19 protein-coding genes are annotated in these 24,255 nt (G+C 73.1%); 15 read left to right on the top strand and 4 right to left on the bottom strand.

Annotated features, from left to right (window positions below):
• Positions 1–120: 120 nt before the first annotated feature.
• The 8 genes from IE225_RS19850 (at position 121) to IE225_RS19815 (ending at position 11,295) form a co-directional block, all read left to right on the top strand.
• Positions 121–858, top strand: coding sequence for a GntR family transcriptional regulator (locus IE225_RS19850; protein ID WP_190058987.1), 738 nt, complete (start codon positions 121–123; stop codon positions 856–858).
• A gap of 538 nt (positions 859–1,396) precedes the next feature.
• Complete coding sequence (locus IE225_RS19845) at positions 1,397–2,548, top strand: ROK family glucokinase (RefSeq protein WP_190058908.1); 1,152 nt, start codon at positions 1,397–1,399, stop codon at positions 2,546–2,548.
• Positions 2,545–3,129 carry a sugar kinase gene (locus IE225_RS19840; RefSeq protein WP_190058907.1) on the top strand — a complete coding sequence of 195 codons (585 nt, stop codon included), beginning with the start codon at positions 2,545–2,547 and terminating at the stop codon, positions 3,127–3,129. The genes IE225_RS19845 and IE225_RS19840 overlap by 4 nt, the downstream gene beginning before the upstream one ends.
• A 226-nt stretch (positions 3,130–3,355) precedes the next feature.
• Entirely contained in the window at positions 3,356–6,214 is a 2,859-nt protein-coding gene (locus IE225_RS19835; RefSeq protein WP_190058906.1) for an SCO1167/SCO6262 family helicase, read from the top strand.
• A complete protein-coding gene (locus IE225_RS19830; protein ID WP_308432526.1) occupies positions 6,211–8,550 on the top strand; it encodes an SWIM zinc finger family protein in 2,340 nt (779 codons plus the stop codon). The genes IE225_RS19835 and IE225_RS19830 overlap by 4 nt, the downstream gene beginning before the upstream one ends.
• A 715-nt stretch (positions 8,551–9,265) precedes the next feature.
• Complete coding sequence (locus IE225_RS33305) at positions 9,266–10,126, top strand: phosphatase PAP2 family protein (protein WP_229879778.1); 861 nt, start codon at positions 9,266–9,268, stop codon at positions 10,124–10,126.
• A 145-nt stretch (positions 10,127–10,271) separates the two neighbouring features.
• Positions 10,272–10,952, top strand: a complete 681-nt coding sequence (locus IE225_RS19820) for a response regulator (RefSeq protein WP_190058905.1) — start codon at positions 10,272–10,274, stop codon at positions 10,950–10,952.
• A 172-nt stretch (positions 10,953–11,124) separates the two neighbouring features.
• A complete protein-coding gene (locus IE225_RS19815) occupies positions 11,125–11,295 on the top strand; it encodes a hypothetical protein (RefSeq protein ID WP_190058904.1) in 171 nt (56 codons plus the stop codon).
• A gap of 247 nt (positions 11,296–11,542) precedes the next feature.
• Here IE225_RS19815 and IE225_RS19810 read toward each other — a convergent pair whose 3' ends face one another.
• The 4 genes from IE225_RS19810 to IE225_RS19795 all read right to left on the bottom strand — a co-directional run bounded on the left by IE225_RS19810 (position 11,543) and on the right by IE225_RS19795 (position 15,560).
• Positions 11,543–12,652: a glycoside hydrolase family 5 protein gene (locus IE225_RS19810; protein ID WP_229879777.1), complete on the bottom strand. Its 1,110-nt coding sequence runs from the start codon at positions 12,650–12,652 to the stop codon at positions 11,543–11,545.
• A gap of 167 nt (positions 12,653–12,819) precedes the next feature.
• Complete coding sequence (locus tag IE225_RS19805; protein ID WP_190058902.1) at positions 12,820–13,161, bottom strand: response regulator transcription factor; 342 nt, start codon at positions 13,159–13,161, stop codon at positions 12,820–12,822.
• Positions 13,162–13,485: 324 nt separating this feature from the next.
• A complete protein-coding gene (locus tag IE225_RS19800) occupies positions 13,486–14,550 on the bottom strand; it encodes a glycoside hydrolase family 6 protein (protein WP_229879776.1) in 1,065 nt (354 codons plus the stop codon).
• Between the two features lie 11 nt (positions 14,551–14,561).
• A complete protein-coding gene (locus tag IE225_RS19795) occupies positions 14,562–15,560 on the bottom strand; it encodes a S8 family serine peptidase (RefSeq protein WP_229879774.1) in 999 nt (332 codons plus the stop codon).
• 644 nt (positions 15,561–16,204) lie between these two features.
• Between IE225_RS19795 and IE225_RS19790 the strand changes: the two genes are divergently transcribed.
• The 7 genes from IE225_RS19790 to IE225_RS19760 all read left to right on the top strand — a co-directional run bounded on the left by IE225_RS19790 (position 16,205) and on the right by IE225_RS19760 (position 24,208).
• Positions 16,205–16,627 carry a GtrA family protein gene (locus IE225_RS19790; RefSeq protein WP_229879772.1) on the top strand — a complete coding sequence of 141 codons (423 nt, stop codon included), beginning with the start codon at positions 16,205–16,207 and terminating at the stop codon, positions 16,625–16,627.
• Positions 16,624–17,916: a glycosyltransferase gene (locus IE225_RS19785; protein ID WP_190058899.1), complete on the top strand. Its 1,293-nt coding sequence runs from the start codon at positions 16,624–16,626 to the stop codon at positions 17,914–17,916. Before IE225_RS19790 ends, IE225_RS19785 begins: the two co-directional genes overlap by 4 nt.
• On the top strand, positions 17,906–19,609 hold the full coding sequence (locus tag IE225_RS19780) for a glycosyltransferase family 39 protein (RefSeq protein WP_229879771.1): 1,704 nt from the start codon (positions 17,906–17,908) through the stop codon (positions 19,607–19,609). Before IE225_RS19785 ends, IE225_RS19780 begins: the two co-directional genes overlap by 11 nt.
• 144 nt (positions 19,610–19,753) lie before the next feature.
• On the top strand, positions 19,754–21,100 hold the full coding sequence (locus IE225_RS19775) for a hypothetical protein (protein ID WP_190058898.1): 1,347 nt from the start codon (positions 19,754–19,756) through the stop codon (positions 21,098–21,100).
• A 62-nt stretch (positions 21,101–21,162) separates the two neighbouring features.
• Entirely contained in the window at positions 21,163–21,600 is a 438-nt protein-coding gene (locus IE225_RS19770; RefSeq protein WP_190058897.1) for a hypothetical protein, read from the top strand.
• Positions 21,597–23,510, top strand: a complete 1,914-nt coding sequence (locus IE225_RS19765; protein WP_190058896.1) for a PAS domain S-box protein — start codon at positions 21,597–21,599, stop codon at positions 23,508–23,510. The genes IE225_RS19770 and IE225_RS19765 overlap by 4 nt, the downstream gene beginning before the upstream one ends.
• A complete protein-coding gene (locus IE225_RS19760) occupies positions 23,507–24,208 on the top strand; it encodes a response regulator transcription factor (RefSeq protein WP_190058895.1) in 702 nt (233 codons plus the stop codon). The genes IE225_RS19765 and IE225_RS19760 overlap by 4 nt, the downstream gene beginning before the upstream one ends.
• Positions 24,209–24,255 lie beyond the last annotated feature (47 nt).

Raw genomic sequence — 24,255 nt, 5'->3', positions numbered from 1 at the left:
GTGCGGGTCGGCACCGTACCCTGTCAATGCGTATGTCCGGACAATCGGACTACACGACTTCCCGTCAACAACGGCTGGGGCTACGCTCGGCCCGTGCCGAAACCAGAAGTGGACCCGACTGTGTCGCTGGACCTCAGGGTGGACCGCAGCTCCCCGGTGCCGCTGTACTTCCAGCTGGCCCAGCAGCTCGAGGCCGCCATCGAGCACGGCGTGCTCACCCCCGGCAGCCTGCTCGGCAACGAGATCGAGCTCGCGGCGCGGCTCGGACTCTCCCGGCCCACGGTCCGCCAGGCCATCCAGTCCCTCGTCGACAAAGGCCTGCTGGTGCGCCGCCGCGGCGTGGGCACACAGGTGGTGCACAGCCAGGTCAAGCGCCCGCTGGAACTCAGCAGCCTCTACGACGACCTGGAGGCGGCCGGGCAGCGCCCCGCCACCAGGGTCCTCGTCAACACCGTCGTCGCCGCGTCCCCCGAGGTGGCGGTCGCGCTCGGCGTGCCCGAGGGCAGTGACGTGCACCGGGTGGAGCGGCTGCGCCTGGCGCACGGCGAGCCGATGGCGTACCTGTGCAACTTCCTGCCGCCCGGCCTGCTCGACCTGAACACCGACCAGCTCGAGGCCACCGGCCTGTACCGGATGATGCGCGCCGCCGGGATCACCCTGCACAGCGCCCGCCAGTCCATCGGCGCCCGCGCCGCCACCGCCGACGAGGCGGAGCGGCTCGGCGAGCCCGAGGGCGCCCCGCTGCTCACCATGCAGCGCACGACCTTCGACGACACCGGCCGCCCGGTCGAGTACGGCACGCACACCTACCGCCCCTCGCGCTACTCCTTCGAGTTCCAGCTCCTCGTCCGGTCCTGACGCCCCGCGGGACCCGCCGCGGCGACCACCACGGGACAGCTGCGGGAACCACCGCGGGACCCGCCGCGGAATCCACTGCGGGAGCCACCGTGGAACTGCTTGTCCGGACAATGCGACCTGCGGGCGCGCCCGGCATGAAGCAGCCGGGACCGTCCCCAGGTACGTGGCCCCGGCACGGGAGCGGGCCCTGGGTGTTGTGTTCATCACCCACAACCCGCGCACCCCGCCCCCTCGTGGGCGACCGTTTCGTACCGCTGCAGCGGGGCACGAGGGCGGGCAGCCCCACGCGGGACGAGACCACCTCGGAGGAGCCGGCGCGCCGGACAGCCGGCGGCGACGGGCTCGAGGACCTGCGCCGCGAGCCGGAGAACACCGGCGCGGCGGCACGGCCGGCCGACGCGGGCGCCCGGCCGCCCGGCGGCGCCACCGCGCACCCGCCCGACGCCGCCGCCGCGCGGACGCCGGCGCCGGCCGGCGGCACCGCCCCTCCGCTCCCCCGCACGGCGCCCCGTGGACCCGTACGGCAGAATCAGGCCCGATGAGCACCTACCGCGACCTCACCGCCCCCCTCGGCTCCCGCCGCCCCGTGCTCCGGACCGTCGGCACCCGGGAGCGCCGCTCCCACCTGACCGCACCCCGCGTGCCGACGGTGGGCATCGACATCGGCGGTACGAAGGTGATGGCGGGCGTCGTCGACGCCGACGGCAACATCCTGGAGAAGCTCCGCACGGAGACCCCGGACAGGTCCAAGAGCCCGAAGGTCGTCGAGGACACGATCGTCGAACTGGTCCTGGACCTGTCCGACCGGCACGACGTGCACGCCGTCGGCATCGGCGCGGCCGGCTGGGTCGACGCCGACCGCAACCGCGTGCTGTTCGCGCCCCACCTGTCCTGGCGCAACGAGCCGCTGCGCGACCGGCTCTCCGAGCGGCTGTCCGTGCCGGTCCTGGTCGACAACGACGCCAACGCCGCCGCCTGGGCCGAGTGGCGCTTCGGCGCCGGCCGCGGCGAGGACCACCTCGTCATGATCACGCTGGGCACCGGCATCGGCGGCGCGATCCTGGAGGACGGCCAGGTCAAGCGCGGCAAGTACGGCGTCGCCGGCGAGTTCGGGCACATGCAGGTGGTGCCCGGCGGCCACCGCTGCCCGTGCGGCAACCGCGGCTGCTGGGAGCAGTACAGCTCCGGCAACGCGCTGGTCAGGGAGGCGCGCGAACTGGCCGCCGCCGACTCCCCGGTGGCGTACGGGATCATCGAGCACGTCAAGGGCAACATCTCCGACATCACCGGCCCGATGATCACCGAGCTGGCCCGCGAGGGCGACGCGATGTGCGTCGAGCTGCTGCAGGACATCGGCCAGTGGCTCGGCGTCGGCATCGCCAACCTCGCCGCCGCCCTGGACCCGTCCTGCTTCGTCATCGGCGGCGGCGTGTCCGCGGCCGACGACCTGCTGATCGGTCCCGCCCGGGACGCCTTCAAACGGCACCTGACCGGCCGCGGCTACCGCCCCGAGGCCCGCATCGTGCGCGCCCAGCTCGGCCCCGAGGCCGGCATGGTCGGCGCCGCCGACCTCGCCCGCCTGGTCGCCCGCCGCTTCCGCCGCGCCAAGCGGCGCCGGGTGGAGCGCTACGAACGCTACGAGCGGTACGCGCAGGCGGTGCGCCGGGCGGCGGCGGGGGAGCCGCTGTGACCGCCTCGCTGCCCCGCCAGAGCACACCGCCGGACCAGCCGCCGCCCCCGCCGGCCGAGGACCGCCGGCACATGATCCGCCGCCGGGCGCTCACCCTGCTGATCATCGTGCTGCTCATCGGCATCCCGGCGGGCTACCTGGTGATCTCCGCCAACCAGAGCCGCGACAGCGGCAAGGACAAGGAGGAGAAGTACTCGGCGACCGGCCTCACCCGCGGCTGGCCGTCCAAGGTGCAGCGCCGCCTGTACCAGGTGCCGATCCCGCACCCCTCGGGCAAGGTCGCCTACTACGAGACGAACAACTGGAAGACCAGCCGCCTGTACGTGCAGTTCCAGACCCCCAACCGGAACCTGGACGTCTTCCTGAGGCAGATGGGCACCAGCCGCGCCGCGCTGAAGAAGGGCGACATCACCATCGGCGCCCGCGACCGGCGCGTCACCGGCTGGCGGTTCACCGGCCCCGGCCCCTGGTACGGCCTGGTCCACGAGCAGAAGGACCCGGCACCCACCCAGGACGTCGTGGTCAGCCTGGCCGACCCGCGCAACCCGTTCGTCTACGTCGTCTCCCGGACGGTTCCCTGACCCGTTCCGGCCGGCCCGCTCCGGCCGGCCCGCTCCGGCCGGGGTCCGGCCCGCCCCGGCCTGCGCCGCACCGCGCGGGCCCCGGACGCCCCGCCCCTTCCCGGGCCACCCCTTCCCGGGCCACCCGTCCCGGCCGCCCCGGCGGCTCGCCGCGGCCGATTGTCAGACCCCGCCCGTACAGTCGGAGACGTCTGGTCCGACACGCGGGCGGGAGGTGACAGGACGTATGAGCGGCACGGTCGCGGTGGCCGAGCGCACGGCGAAGGACACCGAGGGGGACCTCTCGGTGCGCCTCGCCGCCGTCTTCCTGCCCGGTTCCCTCCCGCGCGAGGGCCGCATCGCCCTGTGGGACCCGGACGGCGCGGTCTGGCGCGACGGCCGGGGCCCACGCGGTGCCACGGAGCTGACGGTCGTCCGCCCGCACGGCGCGACCGGGGTGCGCCGCAGACCCGCGCCCGCGCTGACCCTGCCCCTGGAGGAGGCGCTGCCGCTGCTGCTGGCCGCGCGGCACGACCCGGCCGCCCACCCGGCCACCGCCTGCTGGGGCGCCGCCGCGCTGCACGCGCTCACCCTCACCGCCCGCGGCCGGCTGCTGCCCGGCCTGACCGCCACCGGCCACGACGCCTGGCGCGCCGGCCCCCTCGACCCCGACGACATCGCCCACCTGCGCGCCATCGCCGCCGCCCTGCCGTACGAGGGCCACGCGGTGCCGCTGCCCGGCACCGGCCCGCTGCGGCTGCCCGAGCCCGAGGCGCTGGTGCGGTCCTTCCTGGACGCGGTCGCCGACACCCTGCCCCGCACCCCGGCCGCGCCGCACGCGGCCGGCCGGCCCTTCGCCGACCGCGCCCCGCAGCACCTGCCCCGCGCCCGCGACTGGGCCGCGGAGGTCGCCGCCGGCATGGACGCCGGGGTGCGGATCTCACTGCGCCTGGACCTGTCGGCCTCCGACCTCTTCGACGGGTTCGGCGGGTTCGACGGCGAGGAGACCACCGGGATCGCCGGGGCCGCCGTGGTCCAGGTGCACAGCCTCGCCGACCCCACCCTCGTCACCGACGCCGCCGCCCTGTGGGCGGGCGAGGCCGACGACGTCCTCGGCCCGCGGGCGCGCGTCGACGCGACCCTGGCGCTGCGGCGCGCGGCCCGCGTCTGGCCCCCGCTGGCCCGGCTCGCCGAGCAGGAGGTGCCCGACGTCATGGCCCTGACGGAGGAGGAGCTGGCCGACCTCCTCGGAGCCGCGGCGACCCGGCTGGCGGCGGCCGGGGTCGCCGTGCACTGGCCCCGCGACCTGGCGCGGGACCTCACCGCGAGCGCCGTGGTCCGCCCCGCGCCCGGCTCGGCCACGGACGGCACCGGCTTCTTCAACAGCGGGGAACTGCTCCAGTTCCGCTGGCAGGTGGCGCTCGGCGGGGAGCCGCTGACCGAGGCCGAGATGGACGTCCTGGCCGAGGCCCACCGGCCCGTCGTCCGGCTGCGGGACCGCTGGGTGCTGGTCGACCCCGCCCTCGTCCGCAAGGCCCGCAAGCGCCACCTCGGCCTGCTCGACCCCGTCGACGCGCTCGCCGTCGCCCTCACCGGCAGCGCCGAGGTCGACGGCGAGAGCGTCGAGGCCGTCCCGGTCGGCGCGCTCGCCGCCCTGCGCGACCGGCTCACCGCCGGCCCACGCCCCGCCCAGCCGCCCCCCGGCCTGCACGCCACCCTGCGCGACTACCAACTGCGCGGCCTGGCCTGGCTCGACCTCATGACCTCCCTCGGCCTCGGCGGCTGCCTCGCCGACGACATGGGCCTGGGCAAGACCGTCACCGTCATCGCCCTGCACCTCAAGCGCGCCCGCCGTGAGCCGACCCTCGTCGTCTGCCCCGCCTCCCTGCTCGGCAACTGGCAGCGCGAGATCGCCCGCTTCGCCCCCGGCGTCCCCGTCCGCCGCTTCCACGGCCCCGACCGCACCCTCGACGGCCTCGACGGCGGCTTCGTCCTCACCACGTACGGCACCCTGCGCACCGCGGCCGCCCAGCTCGCCGAGCAGCCCTGGGGCCTGGTCGTCGCCGACGAGGCGCAGCACGTCAAGAACCCCTACTCGGCGACCGCCCGCGCGCTGCGCACCGTCCCGGCCCCCGCCCGCGTCGCGCTCACCGGCACCCCGGTCGAGAACAACCTGTCCGAGCTGTGGGCCATCCTCGACTGGACCACCCCCGGTCTGCTCGGCCCCTTGAAGTCCTTCCGCGCCCGCCACGCCCGGGCGGTGGAGAACGGCGACGAGGAGGCGGCGCGGCGCCTCGCCCGCCTGGTCCGCCCGTTCCTGCTGCGCCGCCGCAAGTCCGACCCGGGCATCGTGCCCGAACTGCCGCCCAAGACGGAGACCGACCACCCGGTGCCGCTCACCCGCGAGCAGGCCGCGCTGTACGAGGCGGTGGTGCGCGAGTCGCTGCACGACATCCGGGACGCGCGGGGCATGGTCCGCCGCGGCCTGGTGCTGAAGCTGCTGACCGCCCTCAAGCAGATCTGCGACCACCCCGCGCTGTTTCTGAAGCAGACCCCGGACCCGGCCACCCTCGCCGCCCGCTCCGGCAAACTCGCCCTGCTCGACGAGCTGCTGGACACCCTGCTCGCCGAGGACGGCTCCGCGCTGGTCTTCACCCAGTACGTGGGCATGGCCCGCCTCCTCACCGCCCACCTCACCGCCCGCGCGGTCCCCGTGGACCTGCTCCACGGGGGCACGCCGGTCGCCGAGCGCGACCGCATGGTGGACCGCTTCCAAAGCGGCGCCACCCCCGTCCTGGTCCTGTCCCTCAAGGCCGCCGGCACCGGCCTCAACCTCACCCGCGCCGGCCACGTCGTGCACGTGGACCGCTGGTGGAACCCGGCCGTCGAGGAACAGGCCACCGACCGCGCCTACCGCATCGGCCAGACCCAGCCCGTCCAGGTCCACCGCCTCATCACCGAGGGCACCGTCGAGGACCGCATCGCCGAGATGCTCCAGTCCAAGCGCGCCCTGGCCGACGCGATCCTCGACTCCGGCGAGTCCGCCCTCACGGAGCTGACCGACCGTGAGCTGGCCGACCTGGTGCGGCTGCGGAGGGAGGCGTGAGGGACGTGCGGGAGTGGCAGGAGCGGGCGGCCGGGCCCGCCGCGGAAGACGCGCGCGCCGCGGAGGAGGGCGGCGCGCGCCGCCCGCAGGTGCCACCCGCGCCGGAGCCGCCACACGAGCCGGACGCGACCGGGCCCGCCGCCGCTGCACGCCGGGCACTGCGGGAGGCGCGGCTGAAGGAGGAACAGGAGAAGGAGGAAGGGGAGAAGAGAGCGAAGGAGGAGCGGGAGCAGGGGGAGCGGCAGAGGGAGGAACGGGACCCGGACGTGGCGGGAGCCCCGGGCGAGCGGGGCGTGCGGCACGGCGCCGGGGCCGAGCCGCCGGGGGAGGAGCCCGTCGGCAGCCGGGGCGCCGGGGACCGGCGAGAGCCGTACGCACGGTCCTGCGGCGACGCCCCGGCGGAAGCGGCACCGCAGGAGAGGCCGGACCGCGAGCCCGCAGCGTCCCGGACGCCCTCCCGCCCGCCCGGACCGGCCGACGCCGCCCGCGCGGCGCTGCGGCGCGCGGCCGCCGAGCGGCCGGACCGGAGCGGCGGCCCCGCGGACGACGCGGAGCCGGCACCGGCCCGCCCCGCCGAAGAGGCCGGCGAGCCGGCCGGTGCCGCGGACCGGGAACCGGCCCCCGGGACGACGGCCCGCGCCGCACCCCGCCCCGCCGGTGCCCCCCGTCCGGCGGACGCCGCCAGGGAGGCTCTGCGGATGGCGCGCATCCGCCGGGCGCGGACCGGGACGGTTCCCGCCGCGGCCCCGCCCGGCGGGGACCGCCCGCCGGCCGGGACCCGGCAGCGACCGGGCGCACGCGGCCGGGTCGCCGGCATCCGGGCGCGCAACGTCAAGGAGCTGCTGGCCGACGCCTCCCGCAAGCCCGCACCGACGAGCGCCCCGGAGGGCTCCGCGGCCGATCCGCCGACCGGCAACTACCGGGAGGAACACGGCAGTTCGGCTCCCCGCGGCGAAGCACCGGCCGCCCGCGCCACCGACCCGCCCGCCGCCGCCACCTCCTCCTCGCCCACCCCCTCGGCCGCCTCCGCCTTCCGGGTCCCCCCGACCATGGCCTCCCCCCGCCGCGACGGCGAACTGCGCCGCACCTTCCCCGCCTTCCCGCCCGGCGCCCCCGACGACGGCGGCCGCTTCGCCGCGACCTGGTGGGGCAACGCGTGGGTGACCGCCCTGGAGGAGGGCGCGCTGGACGCGGCGCGGCTGGCGCGGGGCCGGGTGTACGCCGAGCAGGGCAACGTGGACGCCATCACGGTCACCCCGGGCCTGGTGCTGGCGTACGTGCGGGGCAGCCGCCCGCGGCCGTACCGCACGCAGGTGCGGCTGCGGACGTTCGACGACGCCGAGTGGGGGCGGTTCCTGGACGCGGCGGCCGAGCGGCCGGGACACATCGCGGCGCTGCTCGACCGGGAGCTGCCGCACGCGCTGGCCGAGACCGGCGTGCCGCTGCTGCCCGCCCCCGGCGACCTCGACCCCCGGTGCAGCTGCCCGGACCGCGGCCACCCCTGCAAGCACGCGGCGGCGCTGTGCTACCAGACCGCCCGCCTGCTCGACGCCGACCCCTTCGTGCTGCTCCTGCTGCGCGGCCGGGGCGAGCGGGAACTGCTCGACGCGCTGTCCCGGCGGAGCGCGACGCGCGCGGCCCGCGCCGCCGGGGAGCGGGAGCCGGCGCCGCTGCCGGGCGTCCGGGCGAGCGACGCCGTGGCCCGAGGTGAACGCCCGCCGCTGCCGCCGCCGTTGCCGGTGCCCCCGCACCCCGGGCAGCCCCCGGTCTACCCCGCGGCCCCCGGCGGCCCCGACCCGCTGGCGCTGGACCAGCTCGCCACGGACGCCGCCGCCCGCGCCCACGCGCTGCTCGCCACCGGCCACGACCCGGCCGGCGGTCTGACGCTGTGGCAGGACGCGGTACGCCTGGCCGCCGCCCGCCCCGGCTCCGGGCTCACCGCCGCGAGCCGCGCGCTGTACGCCGCGCTCGCCTCCGCCGCCGGACGCACCCCGGCCGACCTGGCCCGTGCGGTCGCCGCGTGGCGGCAGGGCGGACGCGAGGGGCTCGCGGTGCTGGAGGAGCCGTGGGACCCGCCGGCGGGACGCTTCGACCGCGCCCGCCCGCAGCTGCTCGCGGCCGACCTCCCGGCCTTCCGGCCCTGGCGCAACCGCCTCACTCACCCCCGTGGCCACGTCCAGCTCCGCCTGGGCCGCGACGGCCTGTGGTACGCGTACGAGTCGGAGCCCGGCCGGGACGACTGGTGGCCGCGCGGCACCGCCGACCCCGACCCGGTCGGCGCGCTGACCGGCGTGGGCGTGGCCCTGACGGCACCGGACGGCCTCGGCGCGGGCTGAACGGCCCGCCCCCGGACCGGAGTCCCGGCGGCCACGGCGGCGACCGGCCCCGGGATCCTCCCGGACCGCGACGGCCGCGTCGCCGGGCGGCCGGGAGGCCGGGAGGCCGGTCCGGACGCACCGCGTGCCCGCGTGCCCGCATGCCTGGACAGGCCAGTGCTTCCGCGGGCCGGAGCCGCCTGCGCGGAAAAGGCGGGAAGGGCGGGAAGGGAGTATCTGCGCGGCGGATTCGCGCCGTTGGAGCGCAAGATACGGCCGGGACGCCGACGCAGCAGGCCGCCGGACGCCGACGCAGCAGGCCGCCGGACGTCGGCGGAGCAGTCCGGTGGGGACCGGCGGAGCAGGCCGGTGGGGACGCGGACGTGGTGCGGGAGGAGGCCCGCCGAGGCGGCGACGCTTCTCGCGTGAAGGCTGAGCAAGATCCGCCGTGTCGTCACCACGAGCACGCGCGGATATATTTGACAAAAAGGGAATTTTTGGCAGATGAGGCCGGGTTTCCCTGCGTGTGCCGTCACGCCGCGTCCGGATTCCCTTCCGGGTCGCGCGGTCGGAGTTCCCGAGGGGCCGGGAGTGCGACATGGGCATCATGCCCCTTCCCCCGAGGCGGGCCGTGTTCCTCCCCGGAGCGCGTGGAACCGCTCCGCCGTGCCGTTTCGTCCGGCGTGAGCGCCGACGGCCGGGGGGCGGCGGGCGCACGACGGTTCTCTTCGCGCTGGTGGTCGGGGCGTACGCGGCCGTCTTCGTGGCGGTGCTCACCCGGTCGCCCCTGCTGGAGTTCGACTGGCGCGTGGCCCTGTGGCGGCCGTACCGGCAATGGCCGCAGCCGGCGGGGTTCCTGGACGTCCTCGTGGTCGCGGGGCAGCGGGGCCCGACGGCGACCGTGGCGGTGGCGTGGCTGGTATGGCGTTTCCGGCAAAGCCGTGACCCGCGCCCGCTGCTGGTCTTCCTGACGGCGCTGGCGCTGCTCAACGTGAGCGTCGGCGCGGTCAAACTCGGCACCGGGCGCCTGGGGCCCGACTACGCGCATGCCGTCGGATCCGGCGAGTTCTTCCGGGGCGGCGACATGTTCCCGTCCGGGCACACGGCCAACAGCGTCGTCGTCTGGGGGACGCTGGCCTACCTCGCCCCGCGTCGCCGCGGGGCGGCGGGATCGCTGGCCGCGCTGGCCGCGCTGGTGGTCGGGCTGACCACCGTCTACCAGGGGTACCACTGGTTCAGCGATGCCCTGGGCGGCTGGGCCGCCGGGGCGCTGGTGCTGCTGGCCCTGCCGCGCTGCGAGCGCTTCGCCGAGCGCCTGACCGTATGGGGCGGGGAGCTCCGGGAACGCCCGCGGGCCGATCCCGTGCCGTGGCCGGCCCCCGCGGTGGCCGCGGCCGGCGGGGCGCCGAGGGCCCGTGGGCGCGGAGGACGGCGCCGGGCTGCGCCGGGTTCAGCCGGTGTGGCGGCGTGGGGCCCCTCAGCCCGTGCCCCCGTGTCTCCCGTGTCGCGGCAGGCGAGCCCCGCCGCGGCGACGGCCGCCTCGCATCCCCGGGTGTGGAATGAGCGCGGGCCACCTCGGGTTCCCGGTATGTCCTGAAGGTTCTAAAAAGTTCCTTGCTGTCTGGGGCTGCCTGGGCAGCGGAAGGAACGCTGGGACGACGCCGACCGCGTCGGCCGCGGGCACGTAGCGCGAAGCAGTCGTGGTGACGCCGTGAGCCGGTGCTCGACAACGGAGATCATCAGTGGCAGTGCATGTTCTGATCGCGGAGGACCATGCGGTGGTCCGGCAGGGCCTGCGTGACTTTTTGAGCCTTGACGGTGACATCGCGGTGGCCGGTGAGACGACCAACGGCCGGGAGGCCGTGCGGTTGGCCCGGGAACTGAGCCCGGACGTGGTGCTGATGGACCTGACGCTGCCCGTCATGGACGGCATCGAGGCCACGGAGCAGATCCGCGAGGAGCTGCCCGAGGTCAGGGTCGTGGCGCTGACGAGCGCGCTCGACGGGGGCACGGTGATGGCGGCGGTACGGGCGGGCGCGACGGGTTTCCTGCTGAAGAACGCGGAGGCCGACGAGCTGCGGCACGCGGTGAAGGCCGCGGCGGCCGGGAGGACGTACGTCTCCAGCGCCGCGGTCGCCCGTCTGGTGGACCAGGTCAACGGCGCGAGCGGGCCGGAGCGTCTCACCGAGCGTGAGTCGGAGGTACTGGTCATGCTGGCGCGCGGCAAGGCCAACAAGGAGATCGCGCGCGAGCTGGGCATAGGGCAGCAGACCGTGAAGACGTACGTCAGTCACATCTTCGACAAGCTCGGCGTGCACAGCCGGACCCAGGCGGTCGCCCACGCCCTGCGGCTGGGGCTCGTGTCGTCCGGTGAGCTCGCCCGCGGTCTCGTCGCGGTGGACGAGTACCGGTGGTCGGCGTGACGGACCCCACCCACCGGGAACGCGCCGGGCGGATCCGCCCGGACGGGGTGCGCTGCCGGCCGAGACCGTGATCGGCCCGGCCGGCGAGCCCGGCGCCGCCGTGCGGGCACCCTCCCGCGGGCACCCGCCCGGAAGGCGGCCCACGCGGTGATCCGCGCGGTCGGCCCGTGCGGTGATCGAGGAGCACGGCCGGAGCCGGCGGGCCGGGGCGTACGGCCAGGTCTTCGGGTCCGGCCTGCTGGACGCGTCGGCACCGATGCCGCCGATCACCGGGTTCACCGCGCCGGACGGTCCCCGGGAGCGGGCCACGGACGTCGCCGTACCGCCGTACGGGAGCGGCTGACCGGTCCGAGCGGTCCGAGCGGCCCGAGCGGTCCGAGCGGTCCGAGCGGCCCGAGCGGTCCGACATCCACCGCTACCGGCGAATCGACGACGGACCGGCGGGCGCGGAGGGGCCCTTTTTGACGTGTTGTGACGTGTCCCTTTCGACGCGGCCCGGGTGATCGGCAGGGCGGAAGCGGGCGCGTACGGCCGAGAGGCCGCGGGCACGATGCCCGCGGCCTCTGCCTGTCCGCCCGGGGGTGCGGGGACTACTGCGAGGACTGTGCCGTCCTCGCCCCCGGCAGCGGCTCCTGGTAGATGGAGAGCAGCGCCTTCTTGCCCGGGTCGACCGTCTTCCAGTCGTTCTTCAGAACGCCGCCGGTGTCGCCCGAGTCGGGGTTCCAGCACCAGTAGGTGTAGCTGATGCCGTTCTTCTTCAGGTACCGCATCAGGCTCTTCTGCCAGACGGCCTCGGTGTTGTTGCCCGTGCTCTTCTTGCCGCCGAACTCACCGAGCAGCACGGGAGCGGTGTTGGTCTTCTTCAGGAAGCCCCAGTGCTTGTCCCAGAAGGCGGGCATGTTGTTCGGGAAGCTCTTGTCCATGAACCAGTTCTGGTTGTACACGCCGGGCCCGTAGTCGTGCGCGGAGTACACGACCTTGTCGGACTCCTTGAGCTTGACCGGGTGGTCCTTGGCGCCCCGCAGCTCGCCGCCCCACCAGGTGGACTCGTTCTTGTACGTGTCGTTGCCCTCGACGAAGATCAGCCAGTTCGGGTTGACCGAGTGGATGGTGTTGCCGGCCTTCTCGGCGGCCATCCTCCAGTCGGTCTTGGGGTTGCCGTCGCCCCAGGTGGCCCGGCCGCGCGGTTCGTTGTGCAGGTCGGCGCCGATGACCTTGTCGTTGTCCTTGTAGCGCTCGGCCAGCATCTTCCAGTCGGACAGCCACTTGCTCTCGGGGAGCTTCTCGGTGTACCAGAGGTCGCTCTGGCCGTACTGGTCCGGGCGGTGCTGGTCGAGGATGACCATCATCCCGTGATCGGTGGCGCTCTTGACGACCTTGTCCATGATCTGCAGGCCGTTGAGGCCCTTGAGCTCGGGGTTCTTCTTGTAGTCGATGCCGTTGGGCTTGCTCTTGGCGTCGAAGAGCTCGTTGGAGTACGGCAGCCGGAGGGTGTTGAACCCGGTGTCGACCATCTGCTCGATCATGGAGTCGAGGTTGCGGGTCCACAGCCCGTGCGGTGCGAACGTGCCGGTTTCCAGGCCGAACCAGTTGACGCCGGTCAGCACCACCTTCTTGCCGTCGGCGTCGACGATGTCGCCGCCCTTGGTGTGCAGCGGGCCGTGCACCCCGGGAGCGGTGGTGTTCTTGGAGCCGCTCACAGAGTCCACTGTAAACGCGGTGGCGACTCCACCGGCGGCTGCGACCGCGACGGCCGCCGCCGCGACACCGAGCACCAGCCGCCGCCGACTGCGGTTCCGCTTCTTCTCTTCGGTCGCGGATTCGGACACGGGAGTGGTCGAACCGGTGTTGTTTCCCAGCGGGGAATTCATGAGGTGAGACTCCTGAGGAATTCGGGTGCGTCGGTCTTGAGAATGCTGATGCAGGGCGTTTCTGCCGGTGGTTCCGGGCACTCCTTGCATGGCTCTGCGGCCGCGGAAAGAAAGACCAGCAAAGCCGTGGGAAGGAGTTCGCCGATTCGGCGGGACTGCCGGTCCGACGCGTCCGCGTCGACCAGGACCACGTCCGGCATCAGCTCACTGACCAGCGGCATCGCCTCGGCGATGGTGGTGAATGCCCCCGCCAGTTCGCATCCGGGCTCGTCCTCCACGAGTTCGGAAAGGGCTCCCCGTACCTGCGGATGAGGCTCCACGATGAGAACTCTTTTCATGGGCGGTGGGCTCCTTCGGACTTTCTGTCGCGTTGCCCACGAGGCTAGGAAAAGAGTCCTGGCCGAATCTTCGTACGGCCGAGCTAATTTCGTGCACACCAAAAGGCCGAATCCCGCGCACGCCAAAAGACTGAATCCCGCGCACGCCAAAAGACTGAATCCCGCGCGCGCCAAACGGCTGAATTCCGCACACACCGAAAGACCGAACTCCGCGCACGCCAAACGGCCGAATTCGGTCTACTTCAATTGAAGTAGACCGAATTCGGCCGTTTGGTTACTTGTATTCCTTATGTGCGCGAAGAGAGGATGGGTGGTTTCGTCTCGTCACCGAGCGAGCAGGTAGGCGTACCGTGCGTCGAAGGTCCCCGCGGCCGCCGCGCAGCCGTCGGTCTGGCCCGGCGGCTTCACCCACAGGTAGGCATCGACGCCGCGCACGCCGGTGTCGGTCGTCGGGGCCCGTCCCAGGCGCCGGCCCGACGGATCGCAGGCGCGGTGGCCCCGGGCCGGACCGGCGCCGTTGCGGCTGGTGTCGATCACCATGGTCAGGCGGGCGCTGCCCAGCTCACGGAGGACCGAGCGGCCGTAGTCGATCTCGTCACGGGTCCGGTTGAAGTTCGACACGTTCAGCGCGATGCCGTCCGCGTAGCGGGTGGCCCCGGCGCGCCTGAGCCGGTCGGCCATGGTCCGGGCGGGCTGCCACCCGGAGTGGCCCGCGTCGTAGTAGACCGAGGAGCGCGGGGCGTGGTGGCGGAGCATGCGGCCCGCGTAGGACAGGGCCGCGAAGCGGATCCGCCGCTCCCGGGAGTTGAGGCAGTCGGCGAGTGCGAGGGCGTCGGGTTCGAGGACCACCAGCGCCTTTGCCGAGCCGATTCCCCGGGCGAAGTTCTCGATCCAGTCACGGTAGGGGGCCAGATCGCCGGTGCCGCCGTCGCTGTGTCCGGAGCAGTCGCGGCGGTGCACGGCGTAGGCGACCAGGACCGGCATCGCGCCCTGGACCCGGGCCGCGTCGACCACGGCGCGCACCTCGCCCGCCACCTTCGACGGATCCGGGTTGGTGAACCAGGCCCCCTGCGGCCGGGCGGCGATGCGCTTTCGGATGACCGCTGCCCGGGGATCCCGGGCGTGTGCGCGCACCCAGCGGGCGGCCGGGGTGTCGGAGGCGGTGTAGAGACGGGTCACGGCGGGGAAACGCGGCTTTGGCGGGGCGGGAGGCGGGGCGGCGCCGGTGCCCGGGTGCGGGGGGAACGGGACGGCCGTCGCCGCGGCGACCGCCACGAGGAGGCCGAGGGCGGCCAGCAGAGCCGCCAGCCGCACCCCTTGCGGACGTGGCTGCGTGCGCGCCGGGACGGGTGTTTCGGGGCGCGTGCGCTCGGGAGCGTGGCTGGTCAACCGGCCCGCCGTCAGTCGTCGTCCGACGGGGTGACGCTGCGCCGGATCAGGAACCAGGCGATGACGGCCAGGACGAACATCGCCGCGGTCACGGCCAGGACGACCAGCGCCGGCCCGGTGTCGGAGGACGTGCGGCTGTCGGTGTCCGCCGCCCGCTCGTTCGGCGGCGCGGGCACGGAGCCGGACGGGACGGCGCGCTGCGCCAGCGCCGCCGCGGGGGCGACGGCCCCCCAGCCGTACCGCGCGTTCCAGCGTGCCTTGCCGTGCCCGGCGGCCGTCCCGGTCAGTGCCCGGGTGACCTGCTCGACGGTCCACTTCGGGTGCTCGGAGCGCAGCAGCGCGGCCGAGCCCGCCACCCAGGACGCCGCGAGCGCGGTGCCGGAGCCGGTCCAGTAGTCGTGGTTCCTGGCGGTGGTCAGGATGTCGACGCCCGGCGCGGCCAGGTCCACGTCCTTGCCGTGGTGGGAGCCCGGCCAGAGCGCGCCCTTCTTGTCGACGGCGGCGACCGAGAGGACCCCCGGATAGGCGGCCGGATAGGTCTGCGCGTCGTTCGTCCGGCCGGTGTCGCCCGCGCCGGCCACGACCAGGGCGTTCCGGTCGGCCGCGAACTCGACGGCTCTCCTGAGGTCGTCGCTGGGGCGGAGGAAGGCGACAGTGACGTCGATGACGTCGGCTCCCCGGCGCGCGGCGTCCGTGATCGATTGGGCGGTCGCGGCGGTCGGGGCCGTGTTGTCGCGGTAGACCCGGAAGGGGAGTACGTGCGCCTGCGGAGCGAGCCCGAGCAGGCCGTGGCCGTCGTAGTTGCGGCCGGTTCCGGCGATCACGCCCGCCGCGTGGGTGCCCTGGACCGCGGCGGAGCCCTCGTCGTGCGCGCCGTCGGCGTCCTTGCCGCCGACGACACGGCCCGCCAGGTCGGGATGGGAGGCGTCGACGCCGGTGCCGATCACCGCGACCGTCACGCCCTCCCCCCTGGTGGTCTCCCAGGCCTGCTCCGCCTTCAGGGCGGTCAACGCCCATTCGGACTCGCGGAGCGTCCCGGAGTCCGCCGGAGCGGCCGTGCCCGAGAGGCCCGCCGGAGCGGCCGCGCTCGAGAGGCCGACGGCCAGTGCCAGCGCCGCGACGGCAGCTCCGGCGCGCGCGGCGAGTCTGGAACCCGGCGTTGAACAACCCGACGCTGAACGATCGGCCATGGCGACGCACCTACCTCCGGTGCTGGTGGGCCACGAGACCGGGCTGACGGAAACAGGACGGCCCGGCCGCCCCGGCCCGGCCCTCCCCTCCGGAGGACCGGGCCGGGACACTCCTGCGCGCTCCATGGTCCGCAGGCGGAGAGCGGCGCAGCACCCGCCGACGGGGGAGAGGGAGCTCCCCCCTTCGGGGGAGGAAAACCGCTCCCCCGGCCTTCGGGCCGATCGTGGCGGACCCCCGAATGGGGGAGGGAGAGATCCCCAGAAGGGGGCGGCTTCGCTCACCCGTTTATGTGATGCCCGCGCCTGCTCAGGAGCGCAGGCTGGTGTGTGATGTCCCGCCGAGCGGAGCCGGGGCGTCTCCCGCTTGGAGGGCACAGATGCGCTGTTTCCGGACGGTACCCGTGCACACCGGCGAACCGCGAGGGGAGACGGAACCGTCCCCGCGGCCTGCCGTGAAACCCGCCGTGTCCACGGCCCGGCGCGATCGGACCAGAGCGCTGCCGGCGAGCCGGATCCTGCGGTTCGCGGTGGTCGGCGGTGCGGGCACGGCCGTGAACACGGCGGTGCTGTACGTCCTCCACGGCGTGCTGCGGATGCCGCTCGTCGCGGCCTCCGTCCTGGCCGTCGAGCTCGCCGTGGTCCACAACTACCTGCTCAACGACTGGTGGACCTTCGCCGCGCGCACACCGTCACTCAGGGGATTCGGGAAGTTCAACGTGTCCATGCTCACCGGCCTCGCGGTCAATGTGCTCGTCCTGTGGACCCTGGTGCACGGCGGGGTCCAGCTCGTGGCGGCGAACCTGCTCGCCATCGGCGCCGCCTTCGCCGTCAACTACGCCTCCAGCGCCCTGTGGGTGTGGGACGGGACCGGGGGGAGGATCCGATGACCCTCCTCCTGCACACCGGACTGGTTCTGATCTCCGTCCTGCTCACGGTGCAGTCGGCCCACGTCCTGTACCTGATGCTCTACACCTGGGACCAGAAGGACGCCGAGGAGAGGGCCCGGGCGCCGGAGGAGTTCCTGCCGCCCCGGCTGTCCTTCAGCGTGCTGCTGCCGGCCCGGCACGAAGAGGACGTCATCCAGACCACCATCGAGCGGGTGGTGCGCGCCGACTATCCGGCCGAGCTGCTGGAGGTCTTCGTGATCTGCTCGGCGGACGACACCGGCACGATCGCCAGGGCCGAGGAGAAGATCGCCGAACTCGGCCGGGAGGGGGTGCACAACGTCGGGGTCGTCGTCTTCGACGACCAGCCCGTCAACAAGCCCCACGGCCTCAACGCGGCCCTGCCGCACACGAGCCACGACGTGGTGACCATCTTCGACGCCGAGGACGACATCCACCCCGCGATCTTCGCCCTGGTCAACACGGTGATGATCCAGGACCGGGTCAACGTCGTCCAGGCCGGCGTGCAGCTGATGAACTATCAGTCCACCTGGTACTCCGCCCTGAACGTCCTGGAGTATTTCTTCTGGTTCAAGAGCCGTCTGCACTACCACGCCCTCGAGGGGGCCATCCCGCTCGGCGGCAACACGGTGTTCTTCCGGCGCGAGTTGCTGGTGCGCCTGGGCGGCTGGGACGACCACAACCTCACCGAGGACGCGGACCTGGGGCTGCGGGTGTCCGCCGCGGGGGAGCGGGTGCGCGTGGTCTACGACGACCGCTACGTCACCAAGGAGGAGACCCCGCCCACGCTCGGCCACTTCGTCCGGCAGCGCACCCGGTGGAGCCAGGGGTTCATGCAGACCCTGCGCAAAGGGACCTGGAAGCAGATGCCCACCCGCAAGCAGCGCTGGCTCGCCTTCTACGTCCTGGCGTTCCCGCACGGGCAGGCGCTGCTGGGCCTGTACCTGCTGGTCTCCCTCGGCATGATGCTCTTTTTGAAGGTCCCGGTGCTGGTGGCGCTCATCTCCTGGCTGCCCGTGCTGATGCTGGCGGCGCACTTCGTGACGCAGGCCGTGGGCCTGTACGAGTTCACCGACGCCCACGGACTGCAGGCGACACCGAAAGCCGTCCTGCGGATGGCCGTCGCCTGGTACCCGTACCAACTCGTCCTCTCCTACGCCGCGCTCCGCGCCATGCGACGCCAGATGACCGGCCGCAGCGACTGGGAGAAGACCCAGCACGTCGGCGCCCACCGGGCCGAACCACCGGAGGCGGACTCCCATGTCGCATGAACCGGGACGGGATGCGGCCAGGCCCCAGTTGGTCGTGGTCCCCGACGAAAGACGCGCACCCGCCGCACAGGCCACCGGGCAGGCCCCGGCACCCGCTGGGCGCGCCCCGCAACCGGTCGTCACACTGGGCCGGTTCCGCCCGCTGGGGCGGCGCGGACGGATCGCGCTGGGCGCCGCCGTGCTCATGGGGCTCGTCACGCACGGCTGGCACCTGTTCCAGTACCCGCTGTACCTCACCGACGAGGGCATCTACATGCAGCGCGCGTGGTCGCTGGTGCGGCAGACCAGCCTGTCGCCGTACACCTACGACTACGACCACGCGCCCGGCGGCTGGATCCAGCTCGCCGGCTGGGCCTTCCCGTTGCCGAACCAGTTCGAGACGTTCGGCAACGCGATCAACACCGGCCGGTTCCTGATGCTGCTGGTCCACCTGGCCGGCGTCGTCCTGCTCTTCGAGATCGTCCGGCGGCTGACCGGCAGCCTCCTGGCCGCCTCCGTGACCTCGTTCTTCTACAACGTCTCGCCGATCGCCGTCTACTACCAGCGGCAGGTCCTGCTGGACAACCTCATGATGTTCTGGGTGCTGCTGAGCCTGTACCTGCTGCTCTGCCGCGACATGAGGATCCGCCACGCGCTGGGCGCCGGGGCCGCACTGGGGATGGCGCTGATCACCAAGGAGAACGCGGTCTTCTTCGTGCCCACCCTGGTGTATCTGCTGCACCGCAGGACGAGGGGTTCCGCCCAGCGCCGATTCGCCAAGTCGCTGTGGCCGTTCGCGCTGGCGGTCCCGGTCGGCGGCTACGTCCTGTACGCGGTGCTGAAGAACGAGCTCATGCCCAGTGGCCTCGACTTCGACCTGAACAACCCGCCGGCCGACCACGTGTCCCTGCTCTACACCCTGTGGTGGCAGATCAACCGCAACCAGGGCTCCCTGGTCGGCCATGGCAGCCTCCTGTACGCCAGCTGGCTCCCCCGGGACGGGGTGTTCCTGATCCTCGGCCTGCTCTCCGTACTGGCCGCCCTGTACTGGGGCGTCCGGGACCGCGGGCGGAACCCGGGCTTCCTGATCATCGGCACCCTCGCCTTCGCCTACAGCCTCTACCTGGTGCGCGGCAGCGTGCTGCTGGACTTCTACATCACCCCCCTGATCCCGCTGTTCGCCGCGACCATCGGCATGACGGCGGACCGGCTGCTGCGCCGCTTCCGTCCAGGGCTGCGCAAGGCGTTGCCCGCCGCATTCGGTGCCGTGGTGCTGCTCCTCCCGGCCACCGGCTACCTGCTGACGGTCAACGACGAGGGGCGGGTGGCGATCGCGGACCAGTACCAGCCGAAGCTGAACCTGACCCGCATGCAGGAGCGGCAGGTCGCCTGGATACGGAAGAACGTCCCGGCGAACGCGCGGATCATCATGGACGACGACCTGTGGAGCGAACTCCACGACGTGCCCCCCTTCTACCCGTTCGCGCATTCCCACTGGAACGCCTCGTCCGACCCCGACGTGCGCGACAAACTCTTCGCCAAGAACTGGCGGAACATCGACTACATCATCATGTCCAACAAGATGCGGCAGGCCATGGACGGCAACAACGGCGACGGGCGCGAGAACTGGATCCTGACCGCGCTGAAGAACTCCAGGAAGGTCTGGGAGACCAGTCAGGGCGACATCAAGCTGCAGATCTACCGGGTCGGTTAGTCCCGGGCCGAGGAGGTGAACGTCATGCCCGAAAACCCCGAGGGCAGGGAAAAGGGAACACCGGATAGCCCTGAGGGAACCGAGCGTATTCCTCCCGAAGGAACCGGAGGAACGAAGAGGCGGTTCACCTGGAAAAAGCTCCTGATGATCGCCGTGGCGCTCCTGGTCGTGGGCTCCCTCGTCCAAGTCGTCGCGAAGAGCGGCGGTTTCGGCGGGGCGCTCAACACCACCGGAGACAACTCCAAGTCCCACAACAGGAAAGGCGAGCCCAAGGAGCTCGACACGCCCTCCCAGAAGACGAAGACGGTCAGGCTGGGAGGACAGAAGGTCCCGAGGGAGGCCGGGCCGATCATCGTGATCAACCCCGGCCTGGTCGCGCCCGGCGGCAAGGCCACCGTCGAAGGCGCGGGCTTCGACGCCAAGTCCACCGTGGACCTGTTCCTGAAGACCTCGGCCAAGCAGACCGAGGGAAAGAGCATCGCCACGGCGAAGACCGACCGGTGGGGGTCGATCAACGCCCAGATCACCGTGCCCGAGGAGGTCAGCAGGGGCGCCGTCGTGGTCGCGCAGCAGCACGACGGCGACAAGGCGGCCGAGGCCCAGCTCGTCTCGGGCGGCGTGATCGGCTCCGTGAAGGTCAACAAGCAGGTGGGCAAACCCGGCGACTCGGTGTCGCTGAGCGTCCGCGGCTTCCAGGCCGGGGAACCCATCGACGTCTACTGGGGCCGCGCCGGCGGCAAGCCGGACGCCACCTTGACCGCCGACGGTTCCGGCGGCATCGGCCGCGCGGACATCAAGGTCGGCGTGGCCCCCACCGGCCCCAGCACCCTGATCCTGGTCGGCAAGAAGAGCCGGACCACGGCCAGCGCGCCCTTCCAGGTCCTGGGCCTGTACCCGTCGATCAAGTCGTCGCCCTACGCCCTGAAGGCCGGACAGCGGATCACTGTCTCCGCCGGCGGGTTCGCCCCCGGCGAGCGCATCCTCTACTACATCAACAGCGTCGGCGGAATCCCGGCCTTCACCACCAACGCGGACGCCAACGGCAAGGTCGGAGCCGTGTCCTTCAGCGTGCCCTTCGGCCTGAAGGGCAGGCAGAGCCTCACCGCGATCGGCGACCAGACCCGCGCCGTGGCCCGGTCCGGCTTCCAGGTGATGCCCTACTCGCCGGCCGCCGAGCCCAGCACGTACTCCGCCAAGGCCGGTACGACGGTGAGCTTCTACGTCACCGGGTTCGCCGCGAGGGAGAACGTCACCCTCTACGTCGGCGGTCCGAACGGCGACGCGAGGAAGATCACGACCTTCCAGGTCAACGACAAGGGCGCGGCCGATGCCGTGGGCTCCTACCAGATCACCAAGGCGGACGAGGGAGGCGTGACCTTCCAGCTCATCGGCAGCAAGAGCGGCGGCCAGGCCAAGACATCCGTCAACGCGGCCAAGCAAGGAGGCCAGCAGAACCAAGGACAGCAAGGACAGCAGGGGCAGGGCCAGTAGGCCGGACGGGACGAACGAGGGGCCCGAAGCCGGCGGAGCGACAGACACGGAAGGAGAGCACCATGAGTGTCGTCTTCGGGCCCAACACCCGAGGGGTCCTGCGGTTCCTCACCCGCATCGAGGACCTGTCGGCGCAGCAGATCGACCGGGTGGCCGGCCTGTGGCGGCAGACCTCCAGCCAGACCCGCGCCGAGGCATGGGCCGAGGTACGGCGTACCACCACCGAAGAGGAGCGCTACCGCATCCTGGTGGCGGCCTCGGCGGCCCGCCGGGCGGCCCTGGACACGGCGCTGAGCCACCAAAGGCACGACTGGGCGTTCTGGGCCGCGGTGTGGGACGCGGTGATGGCGATCGCCGTCTGCGACCGGATCGGCGATCACTACGACGTCCTGATCGCCCCGGTCGCCGCCGTCATGCCGTCGCTCGGAGCCTGCCGGCGCGACCAGTTCGGCACCCGCCACCTGCCGGACACCGTGTTCGGAAGGAGCGGACAGCCATGAACCACCGCATCACCGTCATGGTGGCCGACAACGACGCCGAGGTCCGCGAGGCGCTCGCGGACCTGGTCCGGTCCCACCCCGCCTTCCAGATGGTGGGGCTGGCCGTCGACCACGCGCAGACGGTCGCGGTGGTGAGCCAGACCCACCCGCGGGTGCTGGTCCTGGACGTGCAGATGCCCAGGGGCGACGCCCCCGCCACCATACGCACCCTCCGCGAACGCGCACCGGACACGAGGGTCCTGGCCCTGTCCGCGTACGCGGACCGCGAGACCGTGACCGACGTGCTCGCCTCCGGAGCCGTCGGCTACCTGGTCAAGGGCGCGCCCGCGGAGGAGATCCTGGAGGCGATCGCCCGTGCCGCCCGTGACCAGTTCAGCATCTCGGCCGAGCTCGCCGAAGCCTGCCTGGAACCGCTGCGGCACCTCCCCAGGCCGCCGGTGCCCAGGGCGGGAACCGCGCCCGCACGCATCGACGAGAAGGCCTGCCTGGACGTGCTCGAACGGGCCCCCTGCGGCGTGCTCGTCATCGGGGCGCAGGGCCGGATCGAACTCGCCAACGCGCCGGCCCGGCACATGTTCGGCTACAGCACGGCCGAACTGCGCGGCAAGCGGCTGCGGGACCTGCTGCCCGAACACCCGGGCCCCGGAGCGGAGGTCACCGGACGGGAACTCGCGCCCGCGACACCGGGTCTGCGCCGGGACGGCTCGGAGTTCCCGGCCCGCGTCGGCGGCGGCCGGCTGCGGGGCGGGCGCCCCCGCTACGTGGTGTACGTGACGGATCTGAGCGAAGCGGGCGTGACCGGTGACCGGCTGCGCCAGCTCGTCGAGTCGTCTCCCGACGCGATGATGATCGTGGACGCGGAGGGCCGCATCCGTCAGGCCAGCCCCCGCGCCGAAACCATGTTCGGCTACAGCCGTGAGCAGTTGCTGGGCACGCACCTCGAAGTACTGCTGCCCGACCAGCCGTTGACCGTCTCGCCGCGCGACTGGGCCGGCCCGCGCCAGGAGCCGACGGGACGCAGTGTGGAACTGGTCGGCCGGCGCCACGACTCCAAGCAGTTCCCGGCCGACGTGAGCGTCACCCCGCTGCGTACCGCCGAGGGCGTGTTCACCGTGCTGACCGTCCGGGACATCACCGAGATACAGCGCGCCCAGTTCGTCCTCGAGCGCAGCCTGGAACTCCTGGAGGGCACCGACCGGGACCGGCAGGCACTGCTCAGCCACCTCATCCATGTGCAGGAGGAGGAACGCAGACGCATCGCGGCCGACATCCACGACGACACCATCCAGGTCATCACCGCGGCCGCGCTGCGCCTGCAGCAGCTGCGCAGACGGCTGACGGACCCGAAGGACCTGCAGGTGATGGACCGGCTGGACGAGACCCTGAAACTCTCGCTCAGCCGCCTGCGGCAGCTCATCTTCGACCTGCGGCCCTCCAGCCTGGAGCACGGCAGCCTGGCCACCGCCCTGAAGACCCTCCTCGACCGGATGCGCGCCGAGACCGGCACCCGCTACAAGTTCGAGGACCAGCTGGAGGCCACCCTGCCGGTCGACACCATGGTGCTGATCTACCGGACCGCGCAGGAAGCCCTGATGAACGTGCGCAAGCACGCCCGGGCCACGACGGTGCGCGTCCAACTGCTCGGCGTCGAAGGGGGCTGCCTGATGCGGATCGTCGACGACGGCGTGGGCTACAACCCGCGCGAGGTCGAGTCCCGCCCCGGCCACCTCGGCCTCATCCTCATCCACGAACGCGCCCAGATGGCGGGAGGCTGGAGCCGGGTGGAGAGCGAGCCGGGAACGGGCACCACGGTCGAGTTCTGGGTGCCGCTCGTGGAGGCGCCGCCGGCGGCCCCGGAAGCCGGGGCGGAGGAGGACGGTGCCTCCGCGCCGGAGGACCCGGAGCCATGAAGCCCGAACCCGACCTCATCAAGGTGCTGCTCGTCGAGGACCACCGGGCGGTCGCGGAGGGGTTGTGGGCCCTGCTCGACGAGTACGACGACCTGACCGTGGTCGGCTGGGCCGACTCCGTCGCCGAAGCCGTGCCCATGACGGAACAGCTCTCCCCGCAGGTGGCGCTGATCGACTACCGGCTCCCCGACGGCACCGGCGCCGAGGCCGCAGCCCGCATCCGCGCCCTCGACCCCGCCGTCGTGGCCGTCTTCCTCAGCGCCGACACCAGCGACGCCGCCCTGCTGGCCGCGGCCGAGGCGGGCGCGAGCGGATACCTGCTCAAGTCGGCGGGCGGCGACGAGATCGCCACGGCGATCCGCGCGGCGGCCGCGGGCGAGATCCTCATCCCCGCCCGCACCCTCATGGAGGTCCTCGCCCGCCATCGCGAGACCACCCGCGCCTCCGACCAGCAGGCGGAACGACTGGGCAGGCTCACCGCCCGGGAAAAGGAGATCCTCGCCCTCATGACCCAGGGGCTGGACAACCGGGCCATCGCCGACCGCCTGACCATCAGCTACGCCACCGTACGCACCCACGTCCGCGGGATCCTCGAGAAACTGGAGGCCCGGTCCCAGCTCGAGGCGGTCGCCAAGGCCTTCGAGTGGGGCTTCCGCCCGGCCGCGCCCGACCCGGCACCGGAGCCGGACGGGCCGTGACGGTCCGCGGCCCCGCCCCGGGCGGCACGCACCCCGCCCGGCCGGGC

It is taken from the genome of Streptomyces echinoruber (assembly GCF_014651135.1).
Classification (GTDB): domain Bacteria; phylum Actinomycetota; class Actinomycetes; order Streptomycetales; family Streptomycetaceae; genus Streptomyces; species Streptomyces echinoruber.
This window is presented reverse-complemented; position numbering and strand designations above follow the sequence as displayed.